Annotated in this window: 17 protein-coding genes and 1 pseudogene; 10 read left to right on the forward strand and 8 right to left on the reverse strand. The window is 72.8% G+C overall.

Going from position 1 to position 24,426, the window contains the following annotated elements; genetic code table 11:
* The 4 genes and pseudogenes from ACFZAX_RS16630 to ACFZAX_RS16645 all read right to left on the reverse strand — a co-directional run.
* A pseudogene (locus ACFZAX_RS16630) lies at nucleotides 1–190 on the reverse strand (hypothetical protein); the annotation flags it as partial.
* A gap of 367 nt (nucleotides 191–557) precedes the next feature.
* The gene (prfB, locus tag ACFZAX_RS16635; RefSeq protein WP_390962254.1) at nucleotides 558–1,664 is read right to left on the reverse strand and encodes a peptide chain release factor 2; all 1,107 of its coding nucleotides are present in this window, start codon (nucleotides 1,662–1,664) and stop codon (nucleotides 558–560) included.
* A gap of 149 nt (nucleotides 1,665–1,813) precedes the next feature.
* Complete coding sequence (locus ACFZAX_RS16640) at nucleotides 1,814–3,055, reverse strand: protein kinase (RefSeq protein ID WP_390962256.1); 1,242 nt, start codon at nucleotides 3,053–3,055, stop codon at nucleotides 1,814–1,816.
* A 310-nt stretch (nucleotides 3,056–3,365) separates the two neighbouring features.
* The gene (locus tag ACFZAX_RS16645; protein ID WP_390962306.1) at nucleotides 3,366–5,072 is read right to left on the reverse strand and encodes a protein kinase; all 1,707 of its coding nucleotides are present in this window, start codon (nucleotides 5,070–5,072) and stop codon (nucleotides 3,366–3,368) included.
* A 557-nt stretch (nucleotides 5,073–5,629) separates the two neighbouring features.
* Between ACFZAX_RS16645 and ACFZAX_RS16650 the strand changes: the two genes are divergently transcribed.
* The 6 genes from ACFZAX_RS16650 to ACFZAX_RS16675 all read left to right on the forward strand — a co-directional run bounded on the left by ACFZAX_RS16650 (nucleotide 5,630) and on the right by ACFZAX_RS16675 (nucleotide 13,538).
* Nucleotides 5,630–8,974 (forward strand): FHA domain-containing protein, encoded by a 3,345-nt coding sequence (locus ACFZAX_RS16650; RefSeq protein WP_390962257.1) that lies wholly within the window; start codon nucleotides 5,630–5,632, stop codon nucleotides 8,972–8,974.
* Nucleotides 8,975–9,227: 253 nt separating this feature from the next.
* Nucleotides 9,228–10,571 (forward strand): ABC transporter substrate-binding protein, encoded by a 1,344-nt coding sequence (locus tag ACFZAX_RS16655; protein WP_390962307.1) that lies wholly within the window; start codon nucleotides 9,228–9,230, stop codon nucleotides 10,569–10,571.
* A gap of 4 nt (nucleotides 10,572–10,575) precedes the next feature.
* Complete coding sequence (locus ACFZAX_RS16660; protein ID WP_390962259.1) at nucleotides 10,576–11,964, forward strand: ABC transporter permease subunit; 1,389 nt, start codon at nucleotides 10,576–10,578, stop codon at nucleotides 11,962–11,964.
* Nucleotides 11,961–12,848, forward strand: coding sequence for an ABC transporter permease subunit (locus tag ACFZAX_RS16665; RefSeq protein WP_390962260.1), 888 nt, complete (start codon nucleotides 11,961–11,963; stop codon nucleotides 12,846–12,848). The genes ACFZAX_RS16660 and ACFZAX_RS16665 overlap by 4 nt, the downstream gene beginning before the upstream one ends.
* A 109-nt stretch (nucleotides 12,849–12,957) precedes the next feature.
* Nucleotides 12,958–13,152: a hypothetical protein gene (locus ACFZAX_RS16670; RefSeq protein WP_390962261.1), complete on the forward strand. Its 195-nt coding sequence runs from the start codon at nucleotides 12,958–12,960 to the stop codon at nucleotides 13,150–13,152.
* On the forward strand, nucleotides 13,149–13,538 hold the full coding sequence (locus ACFZAX_RS16675; RefSeq protein ID WP_390962262.1) for a type II toxin-antitoxin system death-on-curing family toxin: 390 nt from the start codon (nucleotides 13,149–13,151) through the stop codon (nucleotides 13,536–13,538). Before ACFZAX_RS16670 ends, ACFZAX_RS16675 begins: the two co-directional genes overlap by 4 nt.
* A gap of 47 nt (nucleotides 13,539–13,585) precedes the next feature.
* Here the strand turns inward: ACFZAX_RS16675 and ACFZAX_RS16680 are convergent, their stop codons facing one another.
* Nucleotides 13,586–14,200, reverse strand: coding sequence for a TetR/AcrR family transcriptional regulator C-terminal ligand-binding domain-containing protein (locus ACFZAX_RS16680; protein ID WP_390962264.1), 615 nt, complete (start codon nucleotides 14,198–14,200; stop codon nucleotides 13,586–13,588).
* A gap of 196 nt (nucleotides 14,201–14,396) precedes the next feature.
* On the opposite strand from ACFZAX_RS16680, the gene ACFZAX_RS16685 reads away from it, so the two are divergent.
* Both ACFZAX_RS16685 and ACFZAX_RS16690 read left to right on the forward strand, forming a co-directional pair.
* On the forward strand, nucleotides 14,397–15,344 hold the full coding sequence (locus ACFZAX_RS16685) for an ABC transporter permease (protein WP_390962265.1): 948 nt from the start codon (nucleotides 14,397–14,399) through the stop codon (nucleotides 15,342–15,344).
* Entirely contained in the window at nucleotides 15,337–16,113 is a 777-nt protein-coding gene (locus ACFZAX_RS16690) for an ATP-binding cassette domain-containing protein (RefSeq protein ID WP_390962266.1), read from the forward strand. Before ACFZAX_RS16685 ends, ACFZAX_RS16690 begins: the two co-directional genes overlap by 8 nt.
* A gap of 83 nt (nucleotides 16,114–16,196) precedes the next feature.
* Here the strand turns inward: ACFZAX_RS16690 and ACFZAX_RS16695 are convergent, their stop codons facing one another.
* On the reverse strand, nucleotides 16,197–21,203 hold the full coding sequence (locus ACFZAX_RS16695; protein WP_390962268.1) for an NAD-glutamate dehydrogenase domain-containing protein: 5,007 nt from the start codon (nucleotides 21,201–21,203) through the stop codon (nucleotides 16,197–16,199).
* Nucleotides 21,204–21,679: 476 nt separating this feature from the next.
* Between ACFZAX_RS16695 and ACFZAX_RS16700 the strand changes: the two genes are divergently transcribed.
* Nucleotides 21,680–22,246, forward strand: a complete 567-nt coding sequence (locus ACFZAX_RS16700; RefSeq protein ID WP_390962269.1) for a DJ-1/PfpI/YhbO family deglycase/protease — start codon at nucleotides 21,680–21,682, stop codon at nucleotides 22,244–22,246.
* Between the two features lie 53 nt (nucleotides 22,247–22,299).
* On the opposite strand, the gene ACFZAX_RS16705 is transcribed toward ACFZAX_RS16700, so the two are convergent.
* Together ACFZAX_RS16705 and ACFZAX_RS16710 are read right to left on the reverse strand one after the other, a co-directional pair.
* Nucleotides 22,300–22,971 (reverse strand): HAD hydrolase-like protein, encoded by a 672-nt coding sequence (locus ACFZAX_RS16705; RefSeq protein WP_390962270.1) that lies wholly within the window; start codon nucleotides 22,969–22,971, stop codon nucleotides 22,300–22,302.
* 74 nt (nucleotides 22,972–23,045) lie between these two features.
* A complete protein-coding gene (locus ACFZAX_RS16710) occupies nucleotides 23,046–23,552 on the reverse strand; it encodes a DUF6912 family protein (protein ID WP_390962271.1) in 507 nt (168 codons plus the stop codon).
* Nucleotides 23,553–23,829: 277 nt separating this feature from the next.
* Here ACFZAX_RS16710 and ACFZAX_RS16715 point away from each other — a divergent pair, with 277 nt between their 5' ends.
* Nucleotides 23,830–24,321 carry an Rv3235 family protein gene (locus ACFZAX_RS16715; protein WP_390962272.1) on the forward strand — a complete coding sequence of 164 codons (492 nt, stop codon included), beginning with the start codon at nucleotides 23,830–23,832 and terminating at the stop codon, nucleotides 24,319–24,321.
* Nucleotides 24,322–24,426 lie beyond the last annotated feature (105 nt).

The raw sequence follows: 24,426 nt of genomic DNA on the forward strand, positions 1-24,426 counted from the left end.
CCGAAGACTCGTTGCCCGTACCGCCGTCGTCGACGCCGCCCGGGCCCTCCTCCAGGCCCTCGACGCCGATGGAGGGCGCCTGGTCGGGCGCGAAGGCCTGCGCCGCACCCGCGGCGGTCAAGGAAGCGCCGGCGGCGATGATCGCGCCGGCCGCTATGCGCGCGATACGTACGCGCGTCTTCTTCGTCATCTGCTGCTACCCCCAGTAGCCGATCTCGTCAATGGAGCAGCACCGTGCGGGACCCGGCTCTGCGGGGTTCGCTCCGAACCGGGCCGCGTACTCCGCGGTCATCCGGTCCGCCCCCACTCCCACCTGTCCCAGTCAGCGCATGCTGCTCCAGCACCCTGACCAGAGTTAAGGATTACGTCAAGAGCGTTCCGGGCGATTGGTGACCCGGTGGGGCTTCTGACGGTTATTCACTCCCCCGACTGTGACGCAATCACTACGCCCGCGCCCCGCATCACACGCGCCCAAAGCCCCCGTCCCGCCTGGCCCGAGACACGGAAGGGCCCGGGCGGGAGATCCCTGCCCGGGCCCAACTGCCGTACGCGTGCGGTTACTTCTCGCCCTGCTTCCGCCAGCGGATGCCCGCCTCGATGAAGCCGTCGATCTCACCGTTGAAGACCGCTTCGGGGTTGCCCATCTCGAACTCCGTACGCAGGTCCTTGACCATCTGGTAAGGGTGCAGGACGTACGAACGCATCTGGTTGCCCCAGGAGTTGCCGCCGTCGCCCTTGAGCGCGTTCATCCGCGCCTGCTCCTCCTGGCGGCGCCGCTCCAGCAGCTTGGCCTGGAGGACGTTCATCGCGGAGGCCTTGTTCTGGATCTGCGAGCGCTCGTTCTGGCAGGAGACGACGATGCCGGTCGGCAGGTGGGTCAGTCGCACCGCGGAGTCGGTGGTGTTGACGCCCTGGCCGCCGGGGCCGGAGGAGCGGTACACGTCCACGCGCAGCTCGGACTCGTCGATCTCGATGTGGTCGGTCTGCTCGACCACGGGCAGCACCTCGACACCCGCGAAGGACGTCTGGCGGCGGCCCTGGTTGTCGAAGGGCGAGATCCGGACGAGCCGGTGGGTGCCCTGCTCGACGGAGAGCGTGCCGTAGGCGTACGGGACCTCGATCGCGAAGGTGGTCGACTTGATGCCGGCCTCCTCGGCGTACGCCGTCTCGTAGATCTCGGTCTTGTAGTTGTGCCGCTCGGCCCAGCGGAGGTACATGCGCTGGAGCTTCTCGGCGAAGTCGGCGGCGTCCACGCCACCGGCCTCGGCACGGATGGTGACCAGGGCCTCACGGGCGTCGTACTCGCCGGACAGGAGGGTGCGGACCTCCATCTCGTCGAGGGCCTTGCGGACCGATTCCAGCTCGGTCTCGGCCTCGGCGAGGGTCTCCGCGTCGCCCTCGTCCTGGGCGAGCTCGAAGAGCACCGCGAGGTCGTCGATGCGCCCGCGCAGCGTCTCGGTCTTGCGGACCTCGGCCTGGAGGTGGGAAAGCTTGCTGGTGATCTTCTGGGCCGCCTCCGGGTCGTCCCAGAGGGACGGCGCCGCCGCCTGCTCCTCGAGCACGGCGATGTCCGCCCTCAGGGAGTCCAGGTCCAGGACGGCCTCGATCGACCCCATGGTGGACGAGAGGGACTTCAGCTCTTCGGAAATATCGACGACTGCCACGGGTCCAGCGTAACGGCTGGACGGGTGAAGCTCGCCCTCCCCCGGCTCCCGGGGCCGTATCCCCTGCTCCGGTCCCTGCTCGGGCCGCCGCCCCGGTCCCTGCTCCGGCCGCGCGCTCCGGCCCGCCGCGGTGGGCCGGAGCACGGCTCTCAGGGCGTGTCGGGGGCGGAGCTGCCGCTGTCCTGCGGGGTGGCGCCGGCGTCGTCGCCACCGGTGGCCAGCCAGCCGCCCACCGCGACCGCCGCGACGAGCACCACGGTGGCCGCGCCCAGGGTGAGGCGGCGCTTGCGGACGGCTACGGACTTGTTCCGGGCCGACCCGGGGCGCGGGCCGGGGGCCCGGGGGGCGCGGGCGGTGCCGAGGGGGCCGCCGGCCAGCTCGTCCGGGGCGGGGACCCGCATGCTGGTGTGGGTGTCCCGGTTGGAGTCGGGCGACGCGCCGGGGACCAGCGGTACGGCGCCCCTGCGGCGGGGCTCGTCGTCGGCGGGGGTGTACTGCTGCTCGTCGTACGCCGGACGAAGTTCCGTTTCTTCTTCGCCGGGCTCGTCCACCTCCAGCGGTCCGATACCCGCCAGGAGAGGCAGCAGCTCCCGCAACCGGCCGCCCAGCTCGCCGGCGCGCAGCCGGGAGGCCGGGGCCTTCGCCAGGCACTGGACGAGCAGCTGCCAGAGCTCCTCAGGAATCCCGGGGAGCGGGACGACGGTCTCCGTGACGTGCCGGCGCAGCACCGCGCCCGGGTGGCCGCCGCCGAACGGCGTGAACCCTGCGAGCAGCTCGTAGAGGACGGTGGCGAGGGCGTAGATGTCGACGGCGGCGCGCGGCGGGAGTCCCTCGACGATCTCGGGCGCCAGGTAGTCCGGCGTGCCGATGATCCGGGTCGTGCGGGTGCGCAACGGGGTGTCGATGAGCTTGGCGACGCCGAAGTCGGTGAGGAGGGCGGGGTGCGAGCCGCCGGGGCCGAGCGGGCCCTCCATGTCGAGCAGGATGTTCTCCGGTTTGACGTCCCGGTGGACCACTCCGGCGGCGTGCGCGGCGGCGAGTCCGTCGGCGACGTCCGCGACGATCGCGACGGCGGCCTCGGGGGCGAGGCGGCGCTCGCGGTCCAGCCGGGTGCGCAGGTCGGTGCCGCGCACCAGGCGCATGACCAGGGCGAGGTCGTTGCCGTCGACGACGAGGTCGTGGACGGCCACCACGTGCGGATGGTCGAGCCCGAGCAGCGCGGTGCGTTCCTGCACGAAGCGGCCCACGAGCTCCTGGTCGGACGCGAGGTCCTCGCGGAGGAGCTTGATGGCGACGGGCCCCTCGGGCCCTTCGCCGAGCCACACCGTTCCGGCGCTGCCGCGCCCCAGGATCTGGTGGGCGGTGTACCGGCTGCCGATATTCCGTGCCAAGACTGCTCCCTCAGCGGCTGGCGGTGAACCCCGGTCGACAAAGTTACGCGGCGACCGGGGGGTTGCGTGCCCCGGACGGCGCCAACCTCCCCTCCAGGGGCGAAATGCGGCGGTTAGGACCCCGAAGGAGTCGACAAAGGTACAGAGTTGATGCGGTGCGGAGACGCGGCCGAGACGGCGCGGAGACCTGCGGGGACGTACGGAGACCTGGACCGGCGGGTCCGGGACGCCTCACGCGGCCTCGCGGACCCGCCGGCACGACGCGTACGACGCGTACGACGCGTACGGCTGCCGGTGGCGGAGTGCCGGTTCAGCCGCTGCCGCCCCCGAGGCCGGAGACCCAGTCGGTCACCGAGCCGATCGCGTCGCCGATCGCCTCCCAGTACCCCTTGCCCTGGTCGACCCAGTCCTGAAGCGGCGTCAACTCCCAGATGAGCCAGCCCGCGACGACGAGCAGGACCACGGTGAACAGGCAGCCCTTGAGGCAGCCGAGCCCGGGGATCTTCATCGGGTTGGCGCTGCGCTGCCGGGGCCGGCGCGGTTCGCGCGGGGCCGGTTCCTGCGGCTGCTGCGGCGGTGCGTACTGCCGGCGCTGGGGCTGCTGCTGCGGGGCCTGCTGCTGGGGCGCGTACCCCTGCTGCGGCTGCTGCTGCGGGTAGTCCTGTCGCTGGGGCTGCTGCTGGTAGCGCTGCGGCTGTTGCTGCTGCGGCGGGTACTGCTGGTGCTGGGGGCGCTGCTGGGGCTGCCGGTGCTGCGGGGGCTGCTGCGGCGGCTGCTGGCGCTGGGGACGGCGGCGCAGCGGGTCCTCGGCCGGGTCGAGGTACTGGACCTGGGTCTGCTCGTTGCGGTCGCGCGCGGCCTGGAGCTGGGACTGCCAGGGGTGCGCGGGGTCCGGCTGCGGCGGCCCGTCCGGGCGCTGCGGTACGGGCGGCAGCACGGCGGTGGGGTCGGCCGCGCCGCCCGGGCCGCCGGGGAACTGACCGTGCTGGAGGACGCTGGTGGCGGCGTTCGGGTCGTTCCCGCCCGCGCCGAAGGGGCCGCCGGAGGTGTTCGGCAGCACTTGGGTCGGGTCGGCCGCTCCGGGCGTCTCCGGTACGGCCGCGGGTGCCGGGTCGGGGGCGAGCAGCGCGCCGACACCGTCGGCGGCGGCGATCTGGGTGGAGTTGGCGTGCACGCCGATGCCCGCGGCGACGGTCCGGAGCGCGCGGGCCAGGTTCTCGGCGCTGGGCCGCCGGTCGGGGTCCTTGCTGAGGCAGCGTTCGATGACCGTCCACAGGGGTTCGGGGACGGTGGAGGGGCGGCGGGGCTCCTCGCTGAGGTGGCGGTGGAGCACTTCGAGCGCGGTGCCCCCGGCGAACGGCGGGCGGCCGGTGACCAGCTCGTACAGCAGGATTCCGGCGCCGTAGATGTCGACGGCGGAGGTCTGCGGGCGGCCCTCGGCGGACTCGGGGGCCACGTACGCGGGCGTGCCGACGAACTCGTGGGTGCGGGTCAGCCCCGGGGAGTCGGCGAGCCGGGCGATGCCGAAGTCGGTGAGCATCGGACGCATGGTGCCGTCGCGCTCGTCGAGCAGGACGTTGGCGGGCTTCAGGTCGCGGTGGACGACTCCGTCGGCGTGGCTGGCCGCGAGCGCGTCGGCGATCTGCGCGGTGAGCAGGGAGGCGGCGACCGGGGTCAGCGGGCCGTTCTCGCGGAGGTAGCGGTGCAGGTCGGGGCCGTCGACCAGGTCCATGACCAGGGCGAGGAGATCCCCTTCGACCACCAGGTCGCGGGTGCGCACGATGTTCTCGTGGGTGAGCCGGAGCAGCACGGAGCGCTCCCGCAGGAACCGCATCACCACATCGGCGTCGTTGGCGAGCTCCTCCTTGAGGACCTTGATCGCCACGGTCTCCCCGGGCTGCCCCGCGACGGCCGCCTCGGCCCCCGCGGTCTCCCGCTGGCGGGCTCGCCAGACGGTGCCCGTGGCGCCGCGTCCGAGGGGCTCTTCGAGCAGGTACTTGCTGCCTACGGGCCGCACGTCATGCGCTCCCTGCTGGTCGTGGTGATGGTGGAGGGTGAGGGCCCGCGCTACCGGGACCGCCGGGTCGCCCCGGATGTTGCGGCCCACTGTAATGGTGCCGAACCGGCCGCCGACGGGTCGCGAACGGGCTGTGTTCGCGCCGTGACCTGTCGCTTTCCGGCCATTTCCCGGGGGCTCCGGAGCTGCCGGAACCGTCACACCTCCTGTACCGGGGAGGACGCCGACGGGGGAGGGCCGGTTGCCCTCCGCGTGCGCGTACCCCTGCCCGCTCCCCCGCTCCGGTAAGCCCCACTCCCTCCCTCCGGTAGGCGGAGTGTCAGAACCCGGGCCAAGCAGGCGCTTTTACGCCCACACCCGACCAATCAAGATCACTTATGCATGACCCGTGGGCGTGTTGCCGGTGGCAGGTGCGAGGATGCCTTCAGCACGGAACTGCGGGAGCGGGAGCCCTGCGGTACGTGACGACCCGTACCGGACGACGCGTCCGCGCCGGGTGGGGGGCATCACAGGGAGGTCCCCTGCCGGGCAACCCGCAGAAGGGACCGCTGACGGCGATGCAGATCCGGCTGACCGTCCTCGCGCCGCGCGCCGGCCACGCACCGGCGCGCGCGTGCGACGTCCTGCTCACGGCCCCGGCGGGCACGGCGCTCGCCGCCGTCGCCCCGGCCCTCGCCTCGGCGGTCCAGGGCCCCGAGGGGTCCCTGGGCGGCGGCGCGGTGATTCTCTTCGCCGGGCGGGAGCGGCTGGACTCCCAGCGCCTCTCCCTCGGCGAGCCGCCGCTGGTCGACGGCGCGGTGCTCTCCCTCCACTCCCCCGGCGAGGACGAACCGTCCACCGACGACTCCGTCCCGGCCCGGCTGCACGTGGTCGCCGGCCCCGACGCGGGCGGTGTCCACCTGCTGCACGGCGGGCAGATCCGCATCGGCCGCTCCGCCGACGCGGACGTGCCGCTCGACGACCCCGACGTCTCCCGGCTGCACTGCTCGGTCACCGTCTCCGGCGACGGCCGGGTGACCGTGGCCGACCTCGGCTCCACCAACGGCACCTCGCTGGACGGCGCCGAGATCGGCACCCGGCCGGTCCCGCTGTCGGCGGGCTCCCTGCTGCGGCTCGGCGAGTCCACCCTCCGCCTCGCCACCGGCCCCCGCCCCCCGGCGCTGGCCACCGCCCCCGACGGCGAGGGCCATCTGCGGGTGGCCCGGCCGGAGCCCGGCGCGGCCGGGAACGACGGCCCGGACCCGGCCCACGGGCACGGTGCGTACGCCGAGGAGACCCGGCCCTCCGGCCACGACTCGCCGTACCGCCGGGAGAGCTCCGGCCCGCCCTCCCGCCCCGGCACGGAGCAGCCCCGCCGCGGCGGCATAGGAGCCTGGGCCCGCAGGCTGGCCGGCGGGCGCGCCGACCACGAGGCCGCGGACGCGGCGGCCGTTCCCGCCCCCCGGTCCGCCACCGGGCCCGGTGGGTTCCTCGCCCCCTCCGCCCCGGCCGGCACCTGGCCGGACCCGGCGGCGGTGCTGCTGACCGCGCTCGACCCGGGCCCCCGGCTCTGGGAGCGCGGCCCCGGCCACCCGGAGGCGCTGGCCGTCCGGCTCGGCACGACCGACCGGGCCGAGCTGCCCTCGGTGCCGGTGACGGTCGGGCTGCGCGAGGCCGGTTCGCTCGGGCTCGCCGGGCCGTGGGAGCGCCTCACCGGGCTGGCCCGCTCGGTGGTCGCCCAGCTCGCCGCCCTGCACTCCCCGACCGACCTGGAGATCGTGCTCATCAGCACGGACCGCAACCGCACGGCGGACGAGCGGCGCAGCGCCTGGTCCTGGCTGGGCTGGCTGCCGCATCTGCGGCCGATGCGCGGCCAGGACTGCCGGCTGCTCCTCGCGTACGACCGCGAGCAGGCGGCGGCCCGTACGGACGAGCTGGTCCGCAGGCTGGACGAGGGCCCGCTGGGTCCCGGCTGGCCGCACGCCGGGCGCGACGCGGTGGCCGAGGCCGCCGGGGTCTGGACCGGCCCGTACACCGTGGTGATCGTCGACGGCGACCCCGGGACGGCCGCGCTGCGGGAGAACACCGCGCGGCTGGCGGGCGCCGGTTCGGCGGCCGGAATCCACCTGATCTGCCTGGCGGAGACCCCGCCCGCCTCGCCGACCTCCCCGGTCGCAGCGACGTACGAGGCCGCCTGCCACGCCTCCCTCGCCTTCCGCGAGTGCGGGGCGGTCGCCCTGCTGAGCGGGGACGTCGCGACGGCGCTCCGGCTGCTGCGCACGGCGGGCGGCCAGGTCGCGGGGCACGGCACGGTGGCGACCGTGGACGCGGTGTCGCCGGCCTGGGCGGAACGCTTCGGCCGGGCGCTGGCCCCGCTGCGGGACGAGGGCCCGGGGGCGGCGGCGGACCTCGCGAAGACCGCCGCGCTGCCGCCCACCTCCCGGCTCCTCGACGAGCTGGGCCTGGCCCGGGCCACCCCGGCGTCGCTGATGGCCCGCTGGGCGTCGACGGCCGAACGCCAGCCCGGCGCTTCGGCCCGGCCGACCCCCACCCCGTCGTCGGGGCGGCTCCGCGACCCTGAGGACACCTCTGGCACCGGCCGCACCCCGAGCACCGGCCCGCTGCGCACCGCCCCCCTGGTCGGCGGTCAGCGCACCGGATCACCCGACTCCGGCCGCACCCCGTACCCGGGCGCCGGGGACTCCCGTACCGACTCCGGGCGCACGCCGTACCCCGGTGCCACCGCGCGCGGTACGGGCGGCACGCCGTACCCCGCTTCCGGGGCGCGTACCGGTTCCGAGCGCACCCCGTATCCGACGCCGGCGTCCGCCGCACCGGGCGGGGGCGGCGAGGGGGCCGGCGGGATGGCCGGGCGGCCGGTGGTGGTGCTGGGGGCCGGGCCCCGGGGGCCGGTCAGCGTGGATCTCGCCGACGAGGGGCCGCACCTGCTGGTCGAGGGCCCGGCGGGCAGCGGGCGTACCGAGCTGCTGCGGGCGGTCGCCGCCTCGCTCGCCTCGGCAGCCCGTCCCGACCGGCTCGGCATCCTGCTGGTGGACGGGGCCGGGGCGGGCGGGGAGAACGGCGAGCCCGGCGAGGGGCTGCGGCCCTGCACCGAGCTGCCGCACGTCTTCTCGTACCTGTCGGCCTCCGACCCGGTCCGGATGCGGGAGTTCGCGCGGGCGCTCGGCGGCGAACTGAAGCGCCGTGCGGAGTTGCTCGGCGGGCTGGACTTCGCCGAGTGGCACACCCGGCACGAGGTCGCGCAGCGGCTCGTCGGCCAGCGCCCGCCGAGCCCCTCGGAGCAGCGGGGAGACCTCGACGCCGCTTCCTCGTCCACCACCGGCACGCTGCGGCTGCGGGCGGCCTCGCGGGCGGTGGACCCGGGTCCGTCGCCGCTGCCCCGGCTCGTGGTGCTCGCCGACGACTTCGACGCGCTGGTCGCCCCGGCGCTCGGCAGTCCGGGGCGGCCGGCCGCCGGGTCGGTGGTGCGGGCGCTGGAGGCGGTGGCCCGGGACGGCGGGCGGCTCGGGGTGCACCTGGTGGCGTCCTCCGGGCGCCCGGACCGCACCGAGGACACCGAGCTGGCGCGGGGTGCCCGGCTGCGGATCGTGCTGGACCCGCCGGTGCTGCCGCCCTCGCCGGACGAGCCGGCACCGGGGCGGGGCCGGCTGGGGCATCCGGACGGGCGGGTCACTCCGTTCCAGGGCGGCCGGGTGACGGGGCGCATCCCGCGCACGGCGACCCTGCGTCCGACGGTGGTGCCGCTGGAGTGGGAGCGGATGGGTGATCCGCCGACCCGTAGGCCGGTCCGCGAGCTGGGCAACGGGCCGACCGATCTGGCGCTCCTCGCCAGTGCGCTGGAGCGCGCGGCACGCTCGGTGAACGCCGAACGGCTGCCTCCGCTGCCGCCGGTCTCCTCGTGATGCCCGGCGGTGTCCCGGCGGACGGACCTGTCCTCCTGACCTCTGTCCGCCGGGTGCTCGATTTCTCCTGAATCGACGTCACGAGCGGGTCACGATCACCCGCCCGGCCCCCACGGCGGTATTGCGGGTCCTTCGCGCCCCGGCGTAGGACTGTGCCCACGAACGACGCGGTACTCGCACAGCGGCGTGCGGACGCACGTCGACGGGAAACGGGGCAGACATGCACAGAACCCGACAACTGAGCCGGGCGGCAATGGCGTTCGCCGCGATAGGCGCGCTCGCGCTGACCGGCTGCTCGGGCGGTTCGGACGACGGCAAGGACGGCAAGGACACCGGGGGCGCCACGGCGGGCGCGAGCGAATCGCCGGCTTCGACCGTCTCGTTACCGCGTCTGGACGGTGAGCAGATCTCCGTGGCCGCCGTGTGGACGGGCGCGGAGCAGCAGAACTTCATCAAGGTCCTGGACGAGTTCGAGAAGCGGACGGGAGCGAAGGTCAGCTTCGTCCCCGCGCAGGACCCGATCGTCAACTTCCTCGGTACGAAGATCGCGGGCGGCCAGCCGCCGGACGTGGCGATGATCCCGCAGGTCGGCGCGATCCAGCAGGCCGTGGCGAAGAAGTGGGCCAAGCCCGTCGGCAACGAGGCGCGGGCCCAGCTCGGCCAGAACTACGCGCAGGTCTGGCAGGACCTCGGCGCGGTGGACGGCACCCAGTACGGCGTCTACTACAAGGCCGCCAACAAGTCGCTGGTCTGGTACAACGCCAAGGCGTTCGAGAACGCGGGCGCGGCCGAGCCGAAGACCTGGAAGGACTTCCTCACCACCGCCGAGACGGTGTCGGCCTCCGGGATCACCCCGGTGTCGGTCGGCGGGGCGGACGGCTGGACCCTCACCGACTGGTTCGAGAACGTCTACCTCTCCCAGGCGGGCCCGGAGAAGTACGACCAGCTGGCGAAGCACGGGATCAAGTGGACGGACCCGTCCGTGAAGGACGCGCTCACCACCCTCGCCCAGCTCTTCGGCAAGCCGGAGCTGATCGCCGGCGGCGCGTCCGGGGCGCTCCAGACGGAGTTCCCGGCGTCGGTGACGCAGACCTTCACCGGCGGCGACCAGCCCAAGGCCGCGATGGTCTTCGAGGGCGACTTCGTCTCCGTCAACATCGCGGAGACCGACGCGAAGATCGGTACGGACGCCAAGGTGTTCCCGTTCCCGGCGGTCGGCGCGGACTCCCCGGTGGTGACCGGCGGGGACGCGGCGGTGGCGCTGAAGGACTCCAAGGGAGCCCAGGCGCTGCTGACCTTCCTGGCGTCCACGGACGCGGCGAAGATCTCGGCCGGGGCGGGCGGGTTCCTCTCGCCGAACAAGTCCCTGGACCCGGCGGTGTACCCGAACGACGTGCAGCGCACCATGGCGCAGGCGCTGATCGCGGCCGGTGACGACGTCCGGTTCGACATGTCGGACCAGGCGCCGCAGTCCTTCGGCGGCACGCCCGGCAAGGGTGAGTGGAAGATCCTCCAGGACTTCCTGAAGAGCCCGAAGGACGTCGCGGGGACCCAGCGGGCGCTGGAGTCCGCCGCCGCCGAGGCGTACAAGAGCTGACGCGGTGACGACAGCGACGACGGGGGGCGCCGGCGCGGTGCCCCCCGTCCACCCGGTCCCCCCCGTCCGTACCCGTACCGGCCGCCCCTCCCGGCGGTCCGGCCGAGGTGTCACCGGCACCCGCAGAGCCGTCGCGGTGGCGTTCCTGCTGCCCGCGCTGGTGCTGCTCGGCGCGCTGGTGGTCTATCCGATCGCCTACTCGGTCTACCGCTCGTTCCTCGACCAGGCGGGCACCGGCTTCGCCGGGCTCGACAACTACCGGAAGCTGTTCACGGACGACTCGATCCGTACGGCGGTCAAGAACAACCTGATCTGGGTGGTCCTCGCGCCCACCGTCTCCACCGCGCTCGGCCTGATCTTCGCGGTGCTGACCGAACGCATCCGCTGGGGCACGGCGTTCAAGCTGGTCGTCTTCATGCCGATGGCGATCTCCATGCTGGCCGCCGGGATCATCTTCCGGCTGGTCTACGACGAAGCCCCGGAGCGCGGGGTCGCCAACGCGGTCTGGGTGGGCGTCCACGACACCTTCGCGGAGTCCGCCGGGTTCCCGAAGGCGCATCCGCTGCCGGTGCACCCGCTGAAGGCGGGCGGCGGCGGCTCGTTCGTCACGAAGACGACGGTACGGGCGGGCGTCCCGGTGCTGCTGCCGCTGGTCGGGGTCGTACCGGAGAAGATGCCGCACGACGCGGTGCCGGCGCGTACCCCCGCTCCGGACGGCGACCGGATCACCGGCACCGCCTGGCTGGACTTCACCAGGGGCGGCGGCGGGAAGCCCAACACGGTCGACGCGAAGGAGCTGGGCCTCAAGGGCATCGAGGTGGAGGCGGTGAAGAACGGCAAGGTCGTCGCCACCGCCACGGCCGGAGCGGACGGGTCCTTCTCGCTGCCCGCCGCCGCCGGGGGCGCGGTGCTCCGGCTGCCCGCCGACAACTTCCGCGAGCCGTACAACGGGGTCTCCTGGCTCGGCCCGAGCCTGGTCACCCCCGGCATCATCGGCAGTTACGTCTGGATGTGGGCGGGCTTCGCGATGGTGCTGATCGCGGCGGGCCTCGCCGGACTCCCCCGCGAGCTCCTGGAGGCGGCGCGGGTCGACGGGGCGAACGAGTGGCAGGTGTTCCGCCGGATCACCGTGCCGATGCTGGCACCGGTCCTCGCGGTGGTGCTGGTCACGCTCATGATCAACGTACTGAAGGTCTTCGACCTGATCTTCATCATCGCGCCGGGCTCCTCCCAGGACGACGCCAACGTCCTCGCCCTCCAGCTGTACCGCTCCTCCTTCGGTACGGACGCGGACCTGGGGGTCGGCAGCGCCATCGCCGTCCTCCTGCTGCTGCTGGTGATCCCGGTGATGGCCTTCAACATCCGTCGGATACGGAAGGAGGGGCGCCGATGACGGCCGCGTCCACCACCACGGCCGGGGCGGGCCGTCCCCCGCTCGCGGCACGGATCCTGGCACGGGCCGGCGGCGGGGTGATGCGGGTCTTCCTCGTCCTGGTCGCCCTGTTCTGGCTGATGCCGACGATCGGGCTGCTGCTCTCCTCGCTGCGGGACGGCAAGGACATCGCGGCGAGCGGGTGGTGGCAGGTCTTCACCGCCCCCTCCCAGCTGACCCTCGACAACTACCAGCACCTGCTCTCCGACTCGGCGATCACCGGCTCGCTGCTCTCCACCGTGATGATCACCGTGCCGTCCACGGTCCTGGTGGTGGTGATCGGCTCGTTCGCCGGCTACGCCTTCGCCTGGATGGACTTCCCCGGCCGCGACTGGTGGTTCCTGCTGGTCGTGGGGCTGCTGGTGGTGCCGGTACAGGTCGCCCTGATCCCGGTCTCCAAGCTCTTCGGCACCCTCGGGATCTTCGAGACCACCCTCGGCGTGGTCCTCTTCCACACGGCCTTCGGCCTGCCGTTCGCGATCTTCCTGCTGCGGAACTTCTTCGCGGAGATCCCCCGCGAGCTCCTGGAGGCCGCCCGGCTCGACGGGGCGGGCGAGATCCGGCTCTTCACCCGGGTCGTGATGCCGCTCGGCGGCCCCGCCATCGCCTCGCTCGGGATCTTCCAGTTCCTCTGGGTCTGGAACGACATGCTGGTCGCCCTGATCTTCGCGGACTCGGACTCCCCGCCGATCACCGTGGCGCTCCAGCAGCAGGTACGCCAGTTCGGCAACAACATCGACGTGCTGGCACCGGGGGCGTTCGTCTCGATGGTGATCCCGCTGGCGGTGTTCTTCGCCTTCCAGCGGCAGTTCGTGTCGGGGGTGATGGCGGGGGCGGTGAAGTAGCCGGCTCTCCGGCGCGGCGCCCCGTCCCGCTCGGTGCGGCCGGGCGGGACGCCGGGCCCGGAGGGTGAAACGCCTCGCCGATTAGATACCAAGCCGGTATCATCGGTGGATGGCCATGACACTCCGACTCCCCGACGACCTCGACGCCAAGCTCACCGACCGAGCCCGCCGCGAGGGTCGCAGCAAGCAGGAACTCGCCATTGAGGCCATCCGCGAAGCCCAGAACCGGGCGGAGCTGAAGGTGGACGACGTCCTGGCGGAGCTGATGGAGAGCGACGCGGAGATCCTGGACTACCTGAAGTGACCGAAGTGCGTCACGTCCAGTTGGACGAGATCCTCGCCATCGCCCGCGCGGTCAACGGCACCGAGCACAGCGTCCGCGATCTGGGACTTCTGGTCTCGGCGATCGAGCGGCCCCGGACCGACGTGTTCGGGGCCGAGCTGTATCCCACGTTGCACGAAAAGGCGGCGGCACTGCTGCACTCCGTGGCCCGCAACCACGCGCTGATCGACGGCAACAAGCGCACCGCGTGGCTGGCCATGCGTGTCTTCCTCCGGCTCAACGGCCTCGGCGCGGATACGGCCCCGCCACACGTCTCCATCGCCGGCCCGTTCGTCGAGGAGGTCGCGCAGGACCACCTCGACGTACCGGTCGTCGCCAAACGTCTGTCGGAGTGGTTCCCCCTCTGACATGACAGGACGAGGACCTACGCCTCCGCGCGCCCAGGCCCTCGCACCTACGCCTCCGGGTACTTGAGCGCGGCGACCGTGGAGGCGGCGAGGTCGTCCAGGTACCCCTTGGGCAGGCCGCCGCGGACCACCACGAGGCGCCAGTACAGCGGGCCCACGATCAGGTCCAGCGCGCGGTCGGGGTCGCTGCCCTCCGGCAGCTCGCCCCGGGCCACCGCCGCCCGGACGACGACGGCCGCGACGCCCTGCTGCGGGTCGAGGAGGGCCGCCTTGATCGTCTCGGCGATCTCCGGGTTCCGGGCCGCCTCGACGAGCAGGTCCGGGATCACCTGGGAGGCGACGGGGTGGCGGAGCGCGTACGAGGCGAGCTGGAGGACCGCGCGCACGTCCCCGTACAGCGAGCCGGTGTCGGGGGTCGGCATGCCCTGCTGGGCGACGGCGGCCACCAGGTCGAGCACCAGGTGCAGTTTGGACTTCCAGCGCCGGTAGACGGCGGTCTTGCCGACGCCCGCGCGGCGCGCGATGCCTTCCATCGACATCCGGGCGAATCCCACCGCGGCCAGCTCCTCGAAGACGGCCCCGCGGATCGCGTCGGTCACGTCCTCGCGCAGCACGGCGGCGCCTGCCGGAGTGCGGCGCCGGGGTCCGGGTTCGGTGCTCATGCTGTGAATGATATCCGTAACGACGAAACGGTTGCGTCCCGACGTCGATACGATTTACGCTCAGCGTGACGACGGAACGGTCCCGTCCCGTCGTTCGCTCGCGGTTCCCCCGCAGTTCAACGCCTGTTCCCCCGCTTCGCAGCCGGTTCCGCTCCAGCCCCGGACCGGCTGTCCCCAGCCTCCGTCGAAAGCGATCGTGGTGAGCCAGACAGCAGCTCCGCCGACCCCAGGGCCGGCCGAAACCGATCCCGCCGCACTCGCCCCGGTCTACGCCCCCGGCGAGCTCGCGGCGCTCGCCGCCCGCCACGGCCTCACCGTCAGCGGCGCCCGCCCCTCCCTCGCGTCGTACGTCGCCCAGCTCTGGGGACGCAGGCACTTCATCGTGGCCTTCGCCACCGCCAAGCTGACCGCGCAGTACAGCCAGGCGAAGCTCGGCCAGATCTGGCAGATCATGACGCCGCTGCTCAACGCGGCGGTGTACTACTTCATCTTCGGCATCCTGATGGGCACCAAGCGCGGGGTCCCCGACTTCGTGCCGTTCCTCGTCACGGGTGTCTTCATCTGGACGTTCACCTCCAGCTCGATCACCGCGGGCACCCGCGCGATCAGCGGCAACATCGGGCTGGTGCGCGCCCTGCACTTCCCGCGGGCCTCGCTGCCGGTCGCGCTCGCCCTCCAGCAGCTCCAGCAGCTGCTGTTCTCGCTCGGCGCGCTGGTCGTGATCCTGTTCGTCTTCGGGGAGTTCCCCAGCCCCAGCTGGGTGCTCGCGGTCCCCGCGCTCTTCCTCCAGGCACTCTTCAACACCGGCGTCTCGATGTTCGTGGCGCGGCTCACCGCGAAGACCCCGGACATCGCCCAGCTGATGCCGTTCCTGCTGCGCACCTGGATGTACGCGTCCGGCGTGATGTGGAGCCTGGACTCGCTCCTCACCGCGGACCGGGTCCCGCACTGGGTCATCGTCGCGCTCGACTGCAACCCGGCGGCCGTCTACATCGACCTGATGAGGTTCGCTCTGATCGAGAGCTTCACCGCCGACCAACTGCCCCCGCACGTATGGGCGGTGGCCGCGGCGTGGGCACTGGTCTGTGGCGTCGGCGGCTTCGTGTTCTTCTGGAAGGCCGAAGAGAGGTACGGACGTGGCTGACACGACCGAGGAGCGGGAGCCCACCGTCGTCGTCGACGACGTGCACATCACCTACAAGGTCAACGGCACCAAGGGCGGCCGGGGCAGCGCGACCTCCGCGCTCAGCCGGATCGTCACCCGGCGCCAGAGCCCGGGCGTGCGCGAGGTGCACGCCGTGAAGGGCGTCAGCTTCGCCGCGTACAAGGGGGAGGCGATCGGCCTCATCGGCTCGAACGGATCCGGCAAGTCCACTCTGCTCAAGGCGATCGCCGGGCTGCTCCCGGCGACGAAGGGCAAGGTCCACACGCAGGGCCAGCCCTCGCTGCTCGGTGTGAACGCGGCGCTGATGAGCGACCTCACCGGCGAGCGGAACGTCGTGCTGGGCGGCCTCGCGATGGGCATGTCCCGTCAGGAGATCCGCGAGCGGTACGACGACATCGTCTCCTTCTCGGGCATCAACGAGAAGGGCGACTTCATCACGCTGCCGATGCGGACGTACTCCTCCGGCATGGGCGCCCGGCTGCGGTTCTCCATCGCGGCGGCCAAGAGCCACGACGTGCTCCTGATCGACGAGGCGCTCTCCACCGGCGACGCCAAGTTCCAGAACCGGAGCAAGGACCGGATCAAGGAGCTCCGCAAGGAGGCCGGCACGGTCTTCCTGGTCAGCCACAGCAACCGGTCGATCCTGGAGACCTGCGACCGGGCGATCTGGCTGGAGGCGGGCGTCCTGCGGATGGACGGCCCGGCGGAGGACGTCGTCGCCGCGTACGAGCAGTTCACGAAGAAGTAGTACGCCCCGCGCGCGGGACGCGAGAGGGGGCTCCGGGCTTCACGGCCCGGAGCCCCCTCTCGCGTGTCACCGCGTCAACGCGGTCAGGCGTGCGTGCGCAGCAGCGTCCGCATGGTCCGCATCGCGACCGACAGGTTCGCCAGGTCGAAGGCGTCGGAGCTCTGGATCTCCTCCAGGGTGGAGCGGGACCGGGAGAGGATCGCCGCGTTCTTCTCCTCCCACGCCTTGAACCGGTCCTCCGGCGACGCGCCCTCGGCCCCCACGGCCAGGACGTCGGCGGTGAGCGCCGCGTGGGCCGCGTACAGGTCCTCGCGGATGGAGGCGCGGGCCATGGACTGCCAGCGGTCGGCGCGCGGCAGCTCGATGATCCGGTCCATCAGCGCGGTGATCCGCAGCCGGTCCGCGAGGTCGTAGTAGACCTCGGCCACGGCCAGCGGGTCCTTGCCCGTACGGTCCGCGATGGCCACGATGTCGAGCGCCGGGAACGCCGAGGAGAATCCGGCGACGCGCTGCGCCAGCTCCTCGGGCACGTCCGCCGAGGTCAGCTCGTCCAGGATCTGCTGGTACCACTCCTGGTCGGTGCCCCGCAGCAGCTTGGGCATCGCGGCCCAGACCTCGGCGACCCGCTCCTCGAAGAAGGCGACGGTGGCCTCGATGTCCACCGGCTGCGGGCGGTTGCCGAGCAGCCAGCGGGTGCCGCGCTCCACCAGGCGGCGGGAGTGCAGCCGGATGCGGGTCTGCACCCCGGCGCCGACCTGGTTGTCGAGCGCCTCCACGGCGTCCCAGACCGCGTTCAGGCCGAAGATCTCGCGGGCCGCTGCCTGCGCCCGCACGATCTCCTCCACCGAGGCGCCGGTCTCCTCGCGGAACCGGTGCAGGAAGGTCGAGCCCCCGGTGTTCACGGTGTCGTTGACCAGCACCGTGGTGATGATCTCGCGACGCAGCGCGTGGCCGTCGATGGCCTCGGGGAAGCGTTCGCGCAGCTGCTTCGGGAAGTAGGCGTGCGCGAGGCGCTGGAGGTGCGGGTCGTCGGGGAGGCTGGTGCGGATCAGCTCGTCGGCGGCGGTGATCTTGGTGTAGGCGAGCAGCACGGCGAGTTCCGGCTGGCTCAGGCCCTTGCCCGCGGTGAGGAGTTCGCGGATCTGCCGGTCGGCGGGGAGGAACTCCAGCGCGCGGTCCAGCTCGCCCGCCGCCTCCAGTCGGCGCATCGAGCGCTGGTGGGCGTGGAGCAGGTCGGTGGCCTGGGCGGAGGCGTTGGTGAGCGCGACGTTCTGCGCGTAGTTGTTGCGCAGCACGAGCGCGCCGACCTCGTCGGTCATCTCGGCGAGCAGCTTGTTGCGCTGCTTGACGGTCATGTCCCCGTCCCGGACCAGCCCGTTGAGCAGGATCTTGATGTTCACCTCGTGGTCGGAGGTGTCCACGCCGGCGCTGTTGTCGATCGCGTCGGTGTTGATCGAGCCGCCGGCCCGGGCGAACTCGATGCGGCCGAGCTGGGTGGCGCCGAGGTTGCCGCCCTCGCCGACGACCTTGGCCCGCAGGTCCTGGCCGTTGACCCGGATCGCGTCGTTGGCCTTGTCGCCGACGTCGGCGTCGGTCTCGGCGGAGGACTTGACGTAGGTGCCGATGCCGCCGTTCCACAGCAGGTCGACCGGGGCCCGCAGGATGGCCTTCATCAGGTCGGCGGGGGTCATCTTGGTGACGCCCGCCTCGATGCCGAGGGCCTCGCGGACGTGCGCGTTGACCGGGATCGACTTCGCGGTGCGGGGGTGGACGCCGCCGCCGGGCGAGAGCAGCTTGGTGTCGTAGTCGGCCCAGGAGCTGCGGGGCAGCTCGAAGATCCGGCGCCGCTCGGCGTAGGAGACGGCGGCGTCGGGGGCCGGGTCGAGGAAGATGTGCCGGTGGTCGAAGGCGGCGACCAGCCGGATGTGCTCGGAGAGCAGCATGCCGTTGCCGAACACGTCGCCGGACATGTCGCCGACGCCGACGACGGTGAAGTCCTCGGTCTGCGTGTCGTGGCCCCGGGCGCGGAAGTGCCGCTTGACGGACTCCCAGGCGCCGCGCGCGGTGATGCCCATGCCCTTGTGGTCGTACCCGGCGGAGCCGCCGGAGGCGAACGCGTCGCCGAGCCAGAAGTTGTACGCGACGGCGACCTCGTTGGCGATGTCCGAGAAGCTCGCGGTGCCCTTGTCGGCGGCGACGACGAGGTAGGTGTCGTCCTCGTCGTGGCGGACCACGCCGACGGGCGGCACGGTCTCACCGGCCACCAGGTTGTCGGTGATGTCGAGCAGCGCCGAGACGAAGACGCGGTAGGCGGCGATGCCCTCGGCGAGCCAGGCGTCACGGTCGAGTGCCGGGTCGGGGAGCTGCTTGGCGACGAAGCCGCCCTTGGCGCCCACCGGCACGATCACGGTGTTCTTCACCATCTGCGCCTTGACCAGGCCGAGGACCTCGGTACGGAAGTCCTCGCGCCGGTCCGACCAGCGCAGCCCGCCGCGGGCGACCTTCCCGAAGCGCAGGTGGACGCCTTCGACGCGGGGCGAGTACACCCAGATCTCGAAGGCGGGGCGCGGCGCGGGCAGGTCGGGGATGGCCTGCGGGTCGAACTTCATCGAGACGTAGCCGTGCGGCTCGCCGTCGTCGGCGCGCTGGAAGAAGTTGGTCCGCAGGGTCGCCTTGATGACGGTGAGGAAGGAGCGCAGGATGCGGTCCTCGTCGAGCGAGGCCACCTGGTCGAGCGCGCCGTCGAGCTCTTCGAGCAGTCCGTCGGTCAGTTCCCGCCCGGCCTTCTGGCGGGCGGGCGACATCCGGGCCTCGAAGAGGGAGACCAGCAGCCGGGTGGTGTGGACGTTGTCGCGGAGGGTGTCCTCCATGTAGTCCTGGCTGAAGGTGGAGCCCGCCTGGCGCAGGTACTTCGCGTAGGCGCGGAGCACCATCGCCTGCCGCCAGTCGAGTCCGGCGCGCAGCACGAGGGAGTTGAAGCCGTCGTTCTCGGCGGCACCGGTCCAGACCGCGGCGAAGGCGTTCTGGAAGCGGTCGCGGGCGTCGTCGGCGAGGTGGTCGCCGCCGCCCGCGGGCAGCCGCAGCCCGAAGTCGTAGATCCAGCCGGTGGTCCGGTCCGCGCAGCGCAGCTCGTACGGGCGCTCGTCGACGACCTCCACGCCCAGGCGCTGGAGCACCGGCAGCACGGCCGAGAGCGAGACGGGCTCGCCGGTCCGGTAGATCTTGAAGCGGCGCTCGCCGGGCAGTGCGCCGACCGGCTCGTAGAGGCTGAGTGCGAAGTCCTTCTCGCCCGCCTTGAGCCGTTCGAGGTGGACCAGGTCGGCCACGGCGGCGCGCGGCGAGTGGTCCGCCTTGTAGCCCTCGGGGAAGGAGCGGGCGTAGCGGCGCAGCAGTTCGGCGGCGCGCTCCTCGCCGCATTCGGCGTTCAGGGCCTCCTGGAAGCCGTCCGCCCAGGAGCGGGCGGCCTCGACGAGCCGGGCCTCGATGTGCTCGGTGTCGGCGTCCGTGAGGTGCGGCAGTTCGGTGCCGGGGGCGACCCGGACGACGAAGTGCAGCCGGGACAGGATCGACTCGGTGTTCCAGGCGGTGAAGTCGACGCTGGTCCCGCCGAGTTCCTCCTTGAGGATGTCGATCAGCCGCAGCCGCACGCCGGTGGTGTAGCGGTCGCGCGGCAGGTAGACGAGGGCGGAGTAGTAGCGGCCGTACTCGTCCTGGCGCAGGTAGAGGCGGAGCCGGCGGCGTTCCTGGAGGTAGAGCACCGAGGTGACGATCGAGCGGAGCTGATCGGTCGGCGTCTGGAACATGTCGTCGCGCGGGTAGGTCTCCAGGATCTGGAGCAGGTCGCGGCCGTCGTGGCTGTTGTCCGAGAAGCCGGCGCCCTCCAGCACCTCGGCGACCTTGCGGCGGACGACCGGGACCCGGCGCACCGACTCGGTGTAGGCGGCGGACGAGAACAGGCCGAGGAAGCGGCGCTCGCCGACGACGTTGCCGTCGGCGTCGAACTTCTTCACACCGACGTAGTCGAGGTAGCTCGGGCGGTGGACGGTGGAGCGGCTGTTCGCCTTGGTCAGGATGAGCAGCTTGTGCTCGCGGGCCTTGGCACGGGCGTCGGCGGGGAGCCGGTCGAAGGACGGGCTGACGGGGTGCGCCTCGTCCGCGTGGTGCTTCGGGTCGGAGCGCAGGATGCCGAGGCCGGTGCCGGGCACGGCGGCGAGCGAGTCGCCGTTCTTCAGCTCGTACTCGCGGTAGCCGAGGAAGGTGAAGTGGTCGGCGGCGAGCCAGCGCAGCAGCTCGCCGGCCTCCTCGATCTCCTCGGTGGGGAGGTCGTCGGTCGGCTCGCTCGTGAGGCCGTCCGCGATGCGCAGCGCGGCGGCGCGCATCTTGTCCCAGTCCTCGACGGTCTCCCGCACGTCGGACAGGACGCGGAGCAGGTCGGCGGTGATCTCCTTGAGGTCCTCGCGGTCCGTCTCGCGGTCGATCTCGACGTGGATCCAGGACTCCACGAGCACGTCGTGCGGGAGCGCGGCCCCGGCGGTGCCGGCGTCCTTGCGGCCCTTGCTCTGGGGGACCCGGGGGACGCCGGGGCCGTCGGTGAGGACCTCCAGCAGCTTGCCGGTGACGTCGCGGCGCACCAGGACCTGGGGGTGGATGACCAGGTGGATGCTGCGGTTCTGGCGGGACAGCTCGTTGGTGACGGAGTCGACGAGGAACGGCATGTCGTCGGTGACGACCTCGACGACGGAGTGGCTGGAGGTCCAGCCGTTCTCCTCCACGGTCGGGGTGTGCACCCGGACGCTGGCCGTGCCCTGGGGGCGGTTCTCGGCCAGCCGGTAGTGCGAGGAGGCAGCACCGAAGACGTCCACCGGGTCCCGGCCGTTCAGGTCCTCCGGGGCGGTGTGCAAGTAGTAGCGCTGGAGGTAGGAGAGGAGCATGTCCCGGCCGGACCGCTCGTCCCCGTCCGTGCCGGCCGCGGCGACGCGCACCCGGGAGGTACCCCCCGGGCCGCCGGCACCACCGCCCGGGCTGTTGTCAGCTACCTCGGCGGCCCGTGCGAGCAGCTCGGCCTTGGCTTCGTCCAGCTTGGTCTGCATGTCCTCTGGCTCCTGTCGCGCGCCATTGCGTGACGTAGGTGAGAAAAGCGACACAACGCCACGACGCGGGGTATCCGGTCGTGGTCGACGCTATGCCGCGATGAGAGATACCCGGGACCAAATCGGCGATATTCAGCCGTGGGTCGGGGTGATGGCGATCACGGATCGCCCGGGTGCGGGTGCACTCCGGGACCGGGGCGGGGGCGTCCATGCCCCCGCGGCGTATCGCGCTGATCACGGACCCTAGGCTATCTCGCCCGGACGGGTGGCCGTCATGAACCGTATGTGTACAAACGAAGGCCTCCGTTTTGGACACTTCGTCCTGCTCGCTGCCCCTCGCTCCGGCGAGGGCGCCCCCACCCGGTGAAGGCGCGCCCTCTTGGCGAACCCGTCCGCCCGGGGCAGGCTGGTCCCCGCCGTACGAGGCCGGACCGCATGCCCGCACCCGGCCGACCCACCCACCCTGGGGGCCCGCCATGGCACCGAAGATCCTGCTCGTCACCGGCGACGCGGCCGAGTCGCTGGAAGTCCTCTACCCGTACCAGCGGCTGCGCGAGGAGGGGTACGAGGTCGACATCGCCGCTCCCGAGCGCAAGACCCTGCGCTTCGTGGTCCACGATTTCGAGCCCGGTTTCGACACGTACACCGAGAAGCCCGGCTACACCTGGCCCGCCGACCTGGCGTTCGCCGACGTCGTGCCCGGCGACTACGCCGCTCTGGTGATCCCCGGCGGCCGGGCGCCGGAGTACCTCCGGAACAACGCCGACCTGCAAAGGATCGTCGTCGCCTTCTTCGAGGACGCCCGGCCGGTCGCGCAGATCTGCCACGGCCCGCTGATCACCGCCACGACGGGGAGTCTCGACGGGCGCGAGGTGACCGCCTATCCGGCGCTGGAGCCGGACATGCGGACGGCCGGGGCCGCCTTCCAGGACGCGGAGGCCGTGGTCGACGGCACCCTGGTCTCCTCGCGCGCCTGGCCCGACCACTCGGCGTGGATGCGCGAGTTCCTCAAGGTGCTGCGCGCGAAGGCCCCGGTGGCCTGAGGCGGGGAGGGAGCCCCGGCCCGGGAAGCCGTCCCGGCCGGGGCGGGTCCGGCTCAGACCTCCATGGACTCCGCGAGCGCCACCGCTTCGGCGAGGCTGTCCACCACCGGCACCCCTGCCTCCTCCAGGCTGGCCCGGTCGTGCGAGCCCCCGGTGTACAACACCGCCCGCGCGCCGACGTGCGCGGCGGCCACGGCGTCGTCCACCGCGTCCCCGATGATCACCGCGTGCTCCGGGGCGACCGTGCCGAGCGCGGCGAAGTGACGCTCCATGTGGAGCGTCTTGCTCCCGCCGGAGGGCCCGGTGCGTCCGTCGACCCGCACGAAGTGCTGCTCGATGCCGTACCCGCGCACGGTGGGTATCAGCTGCTCGTGGCCGTGCATGCTCAGCAGGGACTGGCTGCGGCCGTCCCGCCGCCAGCCCGCGAGCAGCTCGGCGGCGCCGTCGGTGAGGCGGCAGGCGGCACGGAGCTCGGCGTAGGAGTCGTGGAAGAGGACGTCCATCCGCTCCCACTCGGCGTCGTCCGGTATCCGGCCCAGCAGCCGCTCGTAGAAGAGCGGTACGGGCACGCAGTACGTCGCGCGGTACCGCTCCAGCGTGATCGGCGCGAGTCCCACCTCGGCGAAGGCCGTGTTGGTCGCCCCGAGCACCGCGTGGATGTCGTCCAGCAGGGTGCCGTTCCAGTCCCAGACCAGGTGGGTGCGCTTCTCGTCGTGCTTCGCCATGGGAAAGACCGTACTCGGCGGGTCCGACAACCGGCGAGGGTCACCCGGCGACCGGAAGAGCCGCCGGGCGCCCCTCAGCCGAGCAGCTGCGGGATCTCCTGCACGCCGAACCAGAGCAGCTCGTGGTCCTCCGCGCCGTCCACGGTGAACTGGGCGTCGTCGTCGCCGTGATCGGCGGCGCCCAGGGCCGCGGCGGCGGCCGTCACGTCCTTCTCGGCGTCGTCGGCATCCACGTGCACGGCCGCCGCCTTGGCGAGCGGTACCGACGAGCCGATCCGGACCTCGCCGACCGAGGCGGCGTCCGGCCCCTGGCCGGGGTCGCCGAGGGCGTCACCGTCCGGTACGTCGAAGGCGACGACGACCCGGCGGCGCGGCTCCTCGGGCAGGGCGGCGATCAGCCGGAGCGAGGCGGCCGCGGCCCGGTTGAGCGCCGCGTACTCCAGCTCCTCGATGTCGTCGGAAACGTACCATTCGCGCAGCCCGGGGGTGACGGCGTAGGCGGTCAGCGGTCCGGGGCCCAGCTCGCCCGCCCCGTGCGCCGCGGCGAGCCCGGAGAGGGTCAGGGGGACGTACACGCGCATGGCTTGGCCGCTTTCGTAGTCGACAGACGCCCTCAGGATACGTCGCCGGCCACCCTGCGGGGCGGGGCGGGCACCCGCTGACGTACGGCCCCGGGGGGCGCGGCCGTCGGCCCGGTACTCGGGCGGGGGCCCGCCGCCTCACCCGGATAGGTGATCCGCGCCGTCCGCCCCGCAGGGCGCGGCCGCCCTTGCGACCCCCTCGCGACTCCCCGTAGAAGGGTCGCTACGCAACGCCGCCGCCCGGTACGTCCGGGCGGCCTCACACGGGGGCGACACCATGAGCACGGACCGGAGCAGGACGTCGGGCGCGGATCGGCGCACCCGTACGGAACAGCGCGGGAGTACCCGCCCGGGAGTCGGCAGGCCCGCGGGCCGCCGCGATCCGCGCCGCCCGGGGACCGTCCCGGCGCAGCGGAGCCCGCTCGCCGCGCGAGGCCCGGTACGCCCGCACCAGTGGTTCGCCGAACGGCTGCTCGCCGTGCTCAGCGGGCGTCGGCCGGTGCACTGGATGCTCGGCCACACCGTGGGTGAGGCGTACGACCAGCTCGCCGAACTCGCCCCGGGCGCCCCGCTGCGCCCCGCCTGGGGCAGCAGCCCCGTACTGCGCGGGTGCTACGGCGCGCAGCCGGCTACCGGCGTCGTCGAGGCGTTCGCGTCCATCTCGGGCGGCGGCCGGGTGCACGCCATGGCGTTCCGGCTGGAGCAGGGCGCCGACCTGCGCTGGCGCTGCGCCGCGGTGGAGCTGGGCGGCGAACGCCTGCCGGTCTGAACCCGGCGCCCGGTCGCGCCCGGTCGCGCTCCGGTACGGAAACCGGCGGGGCCGGGACCTCCGTGGAGGTCCCGGCCCCGCCGGTTTGTACCGCCGCCCGGTCCT

The organism is Streptomyces sp. NPDC008125 (genome assembly GCF_042957125.1).
Taxonomy (GTDB): domain Bacteria; phylum Actinomycetota; class Actinomycetes; order Streptomycetales; family Streptomycetaceae; genus Streptomyces.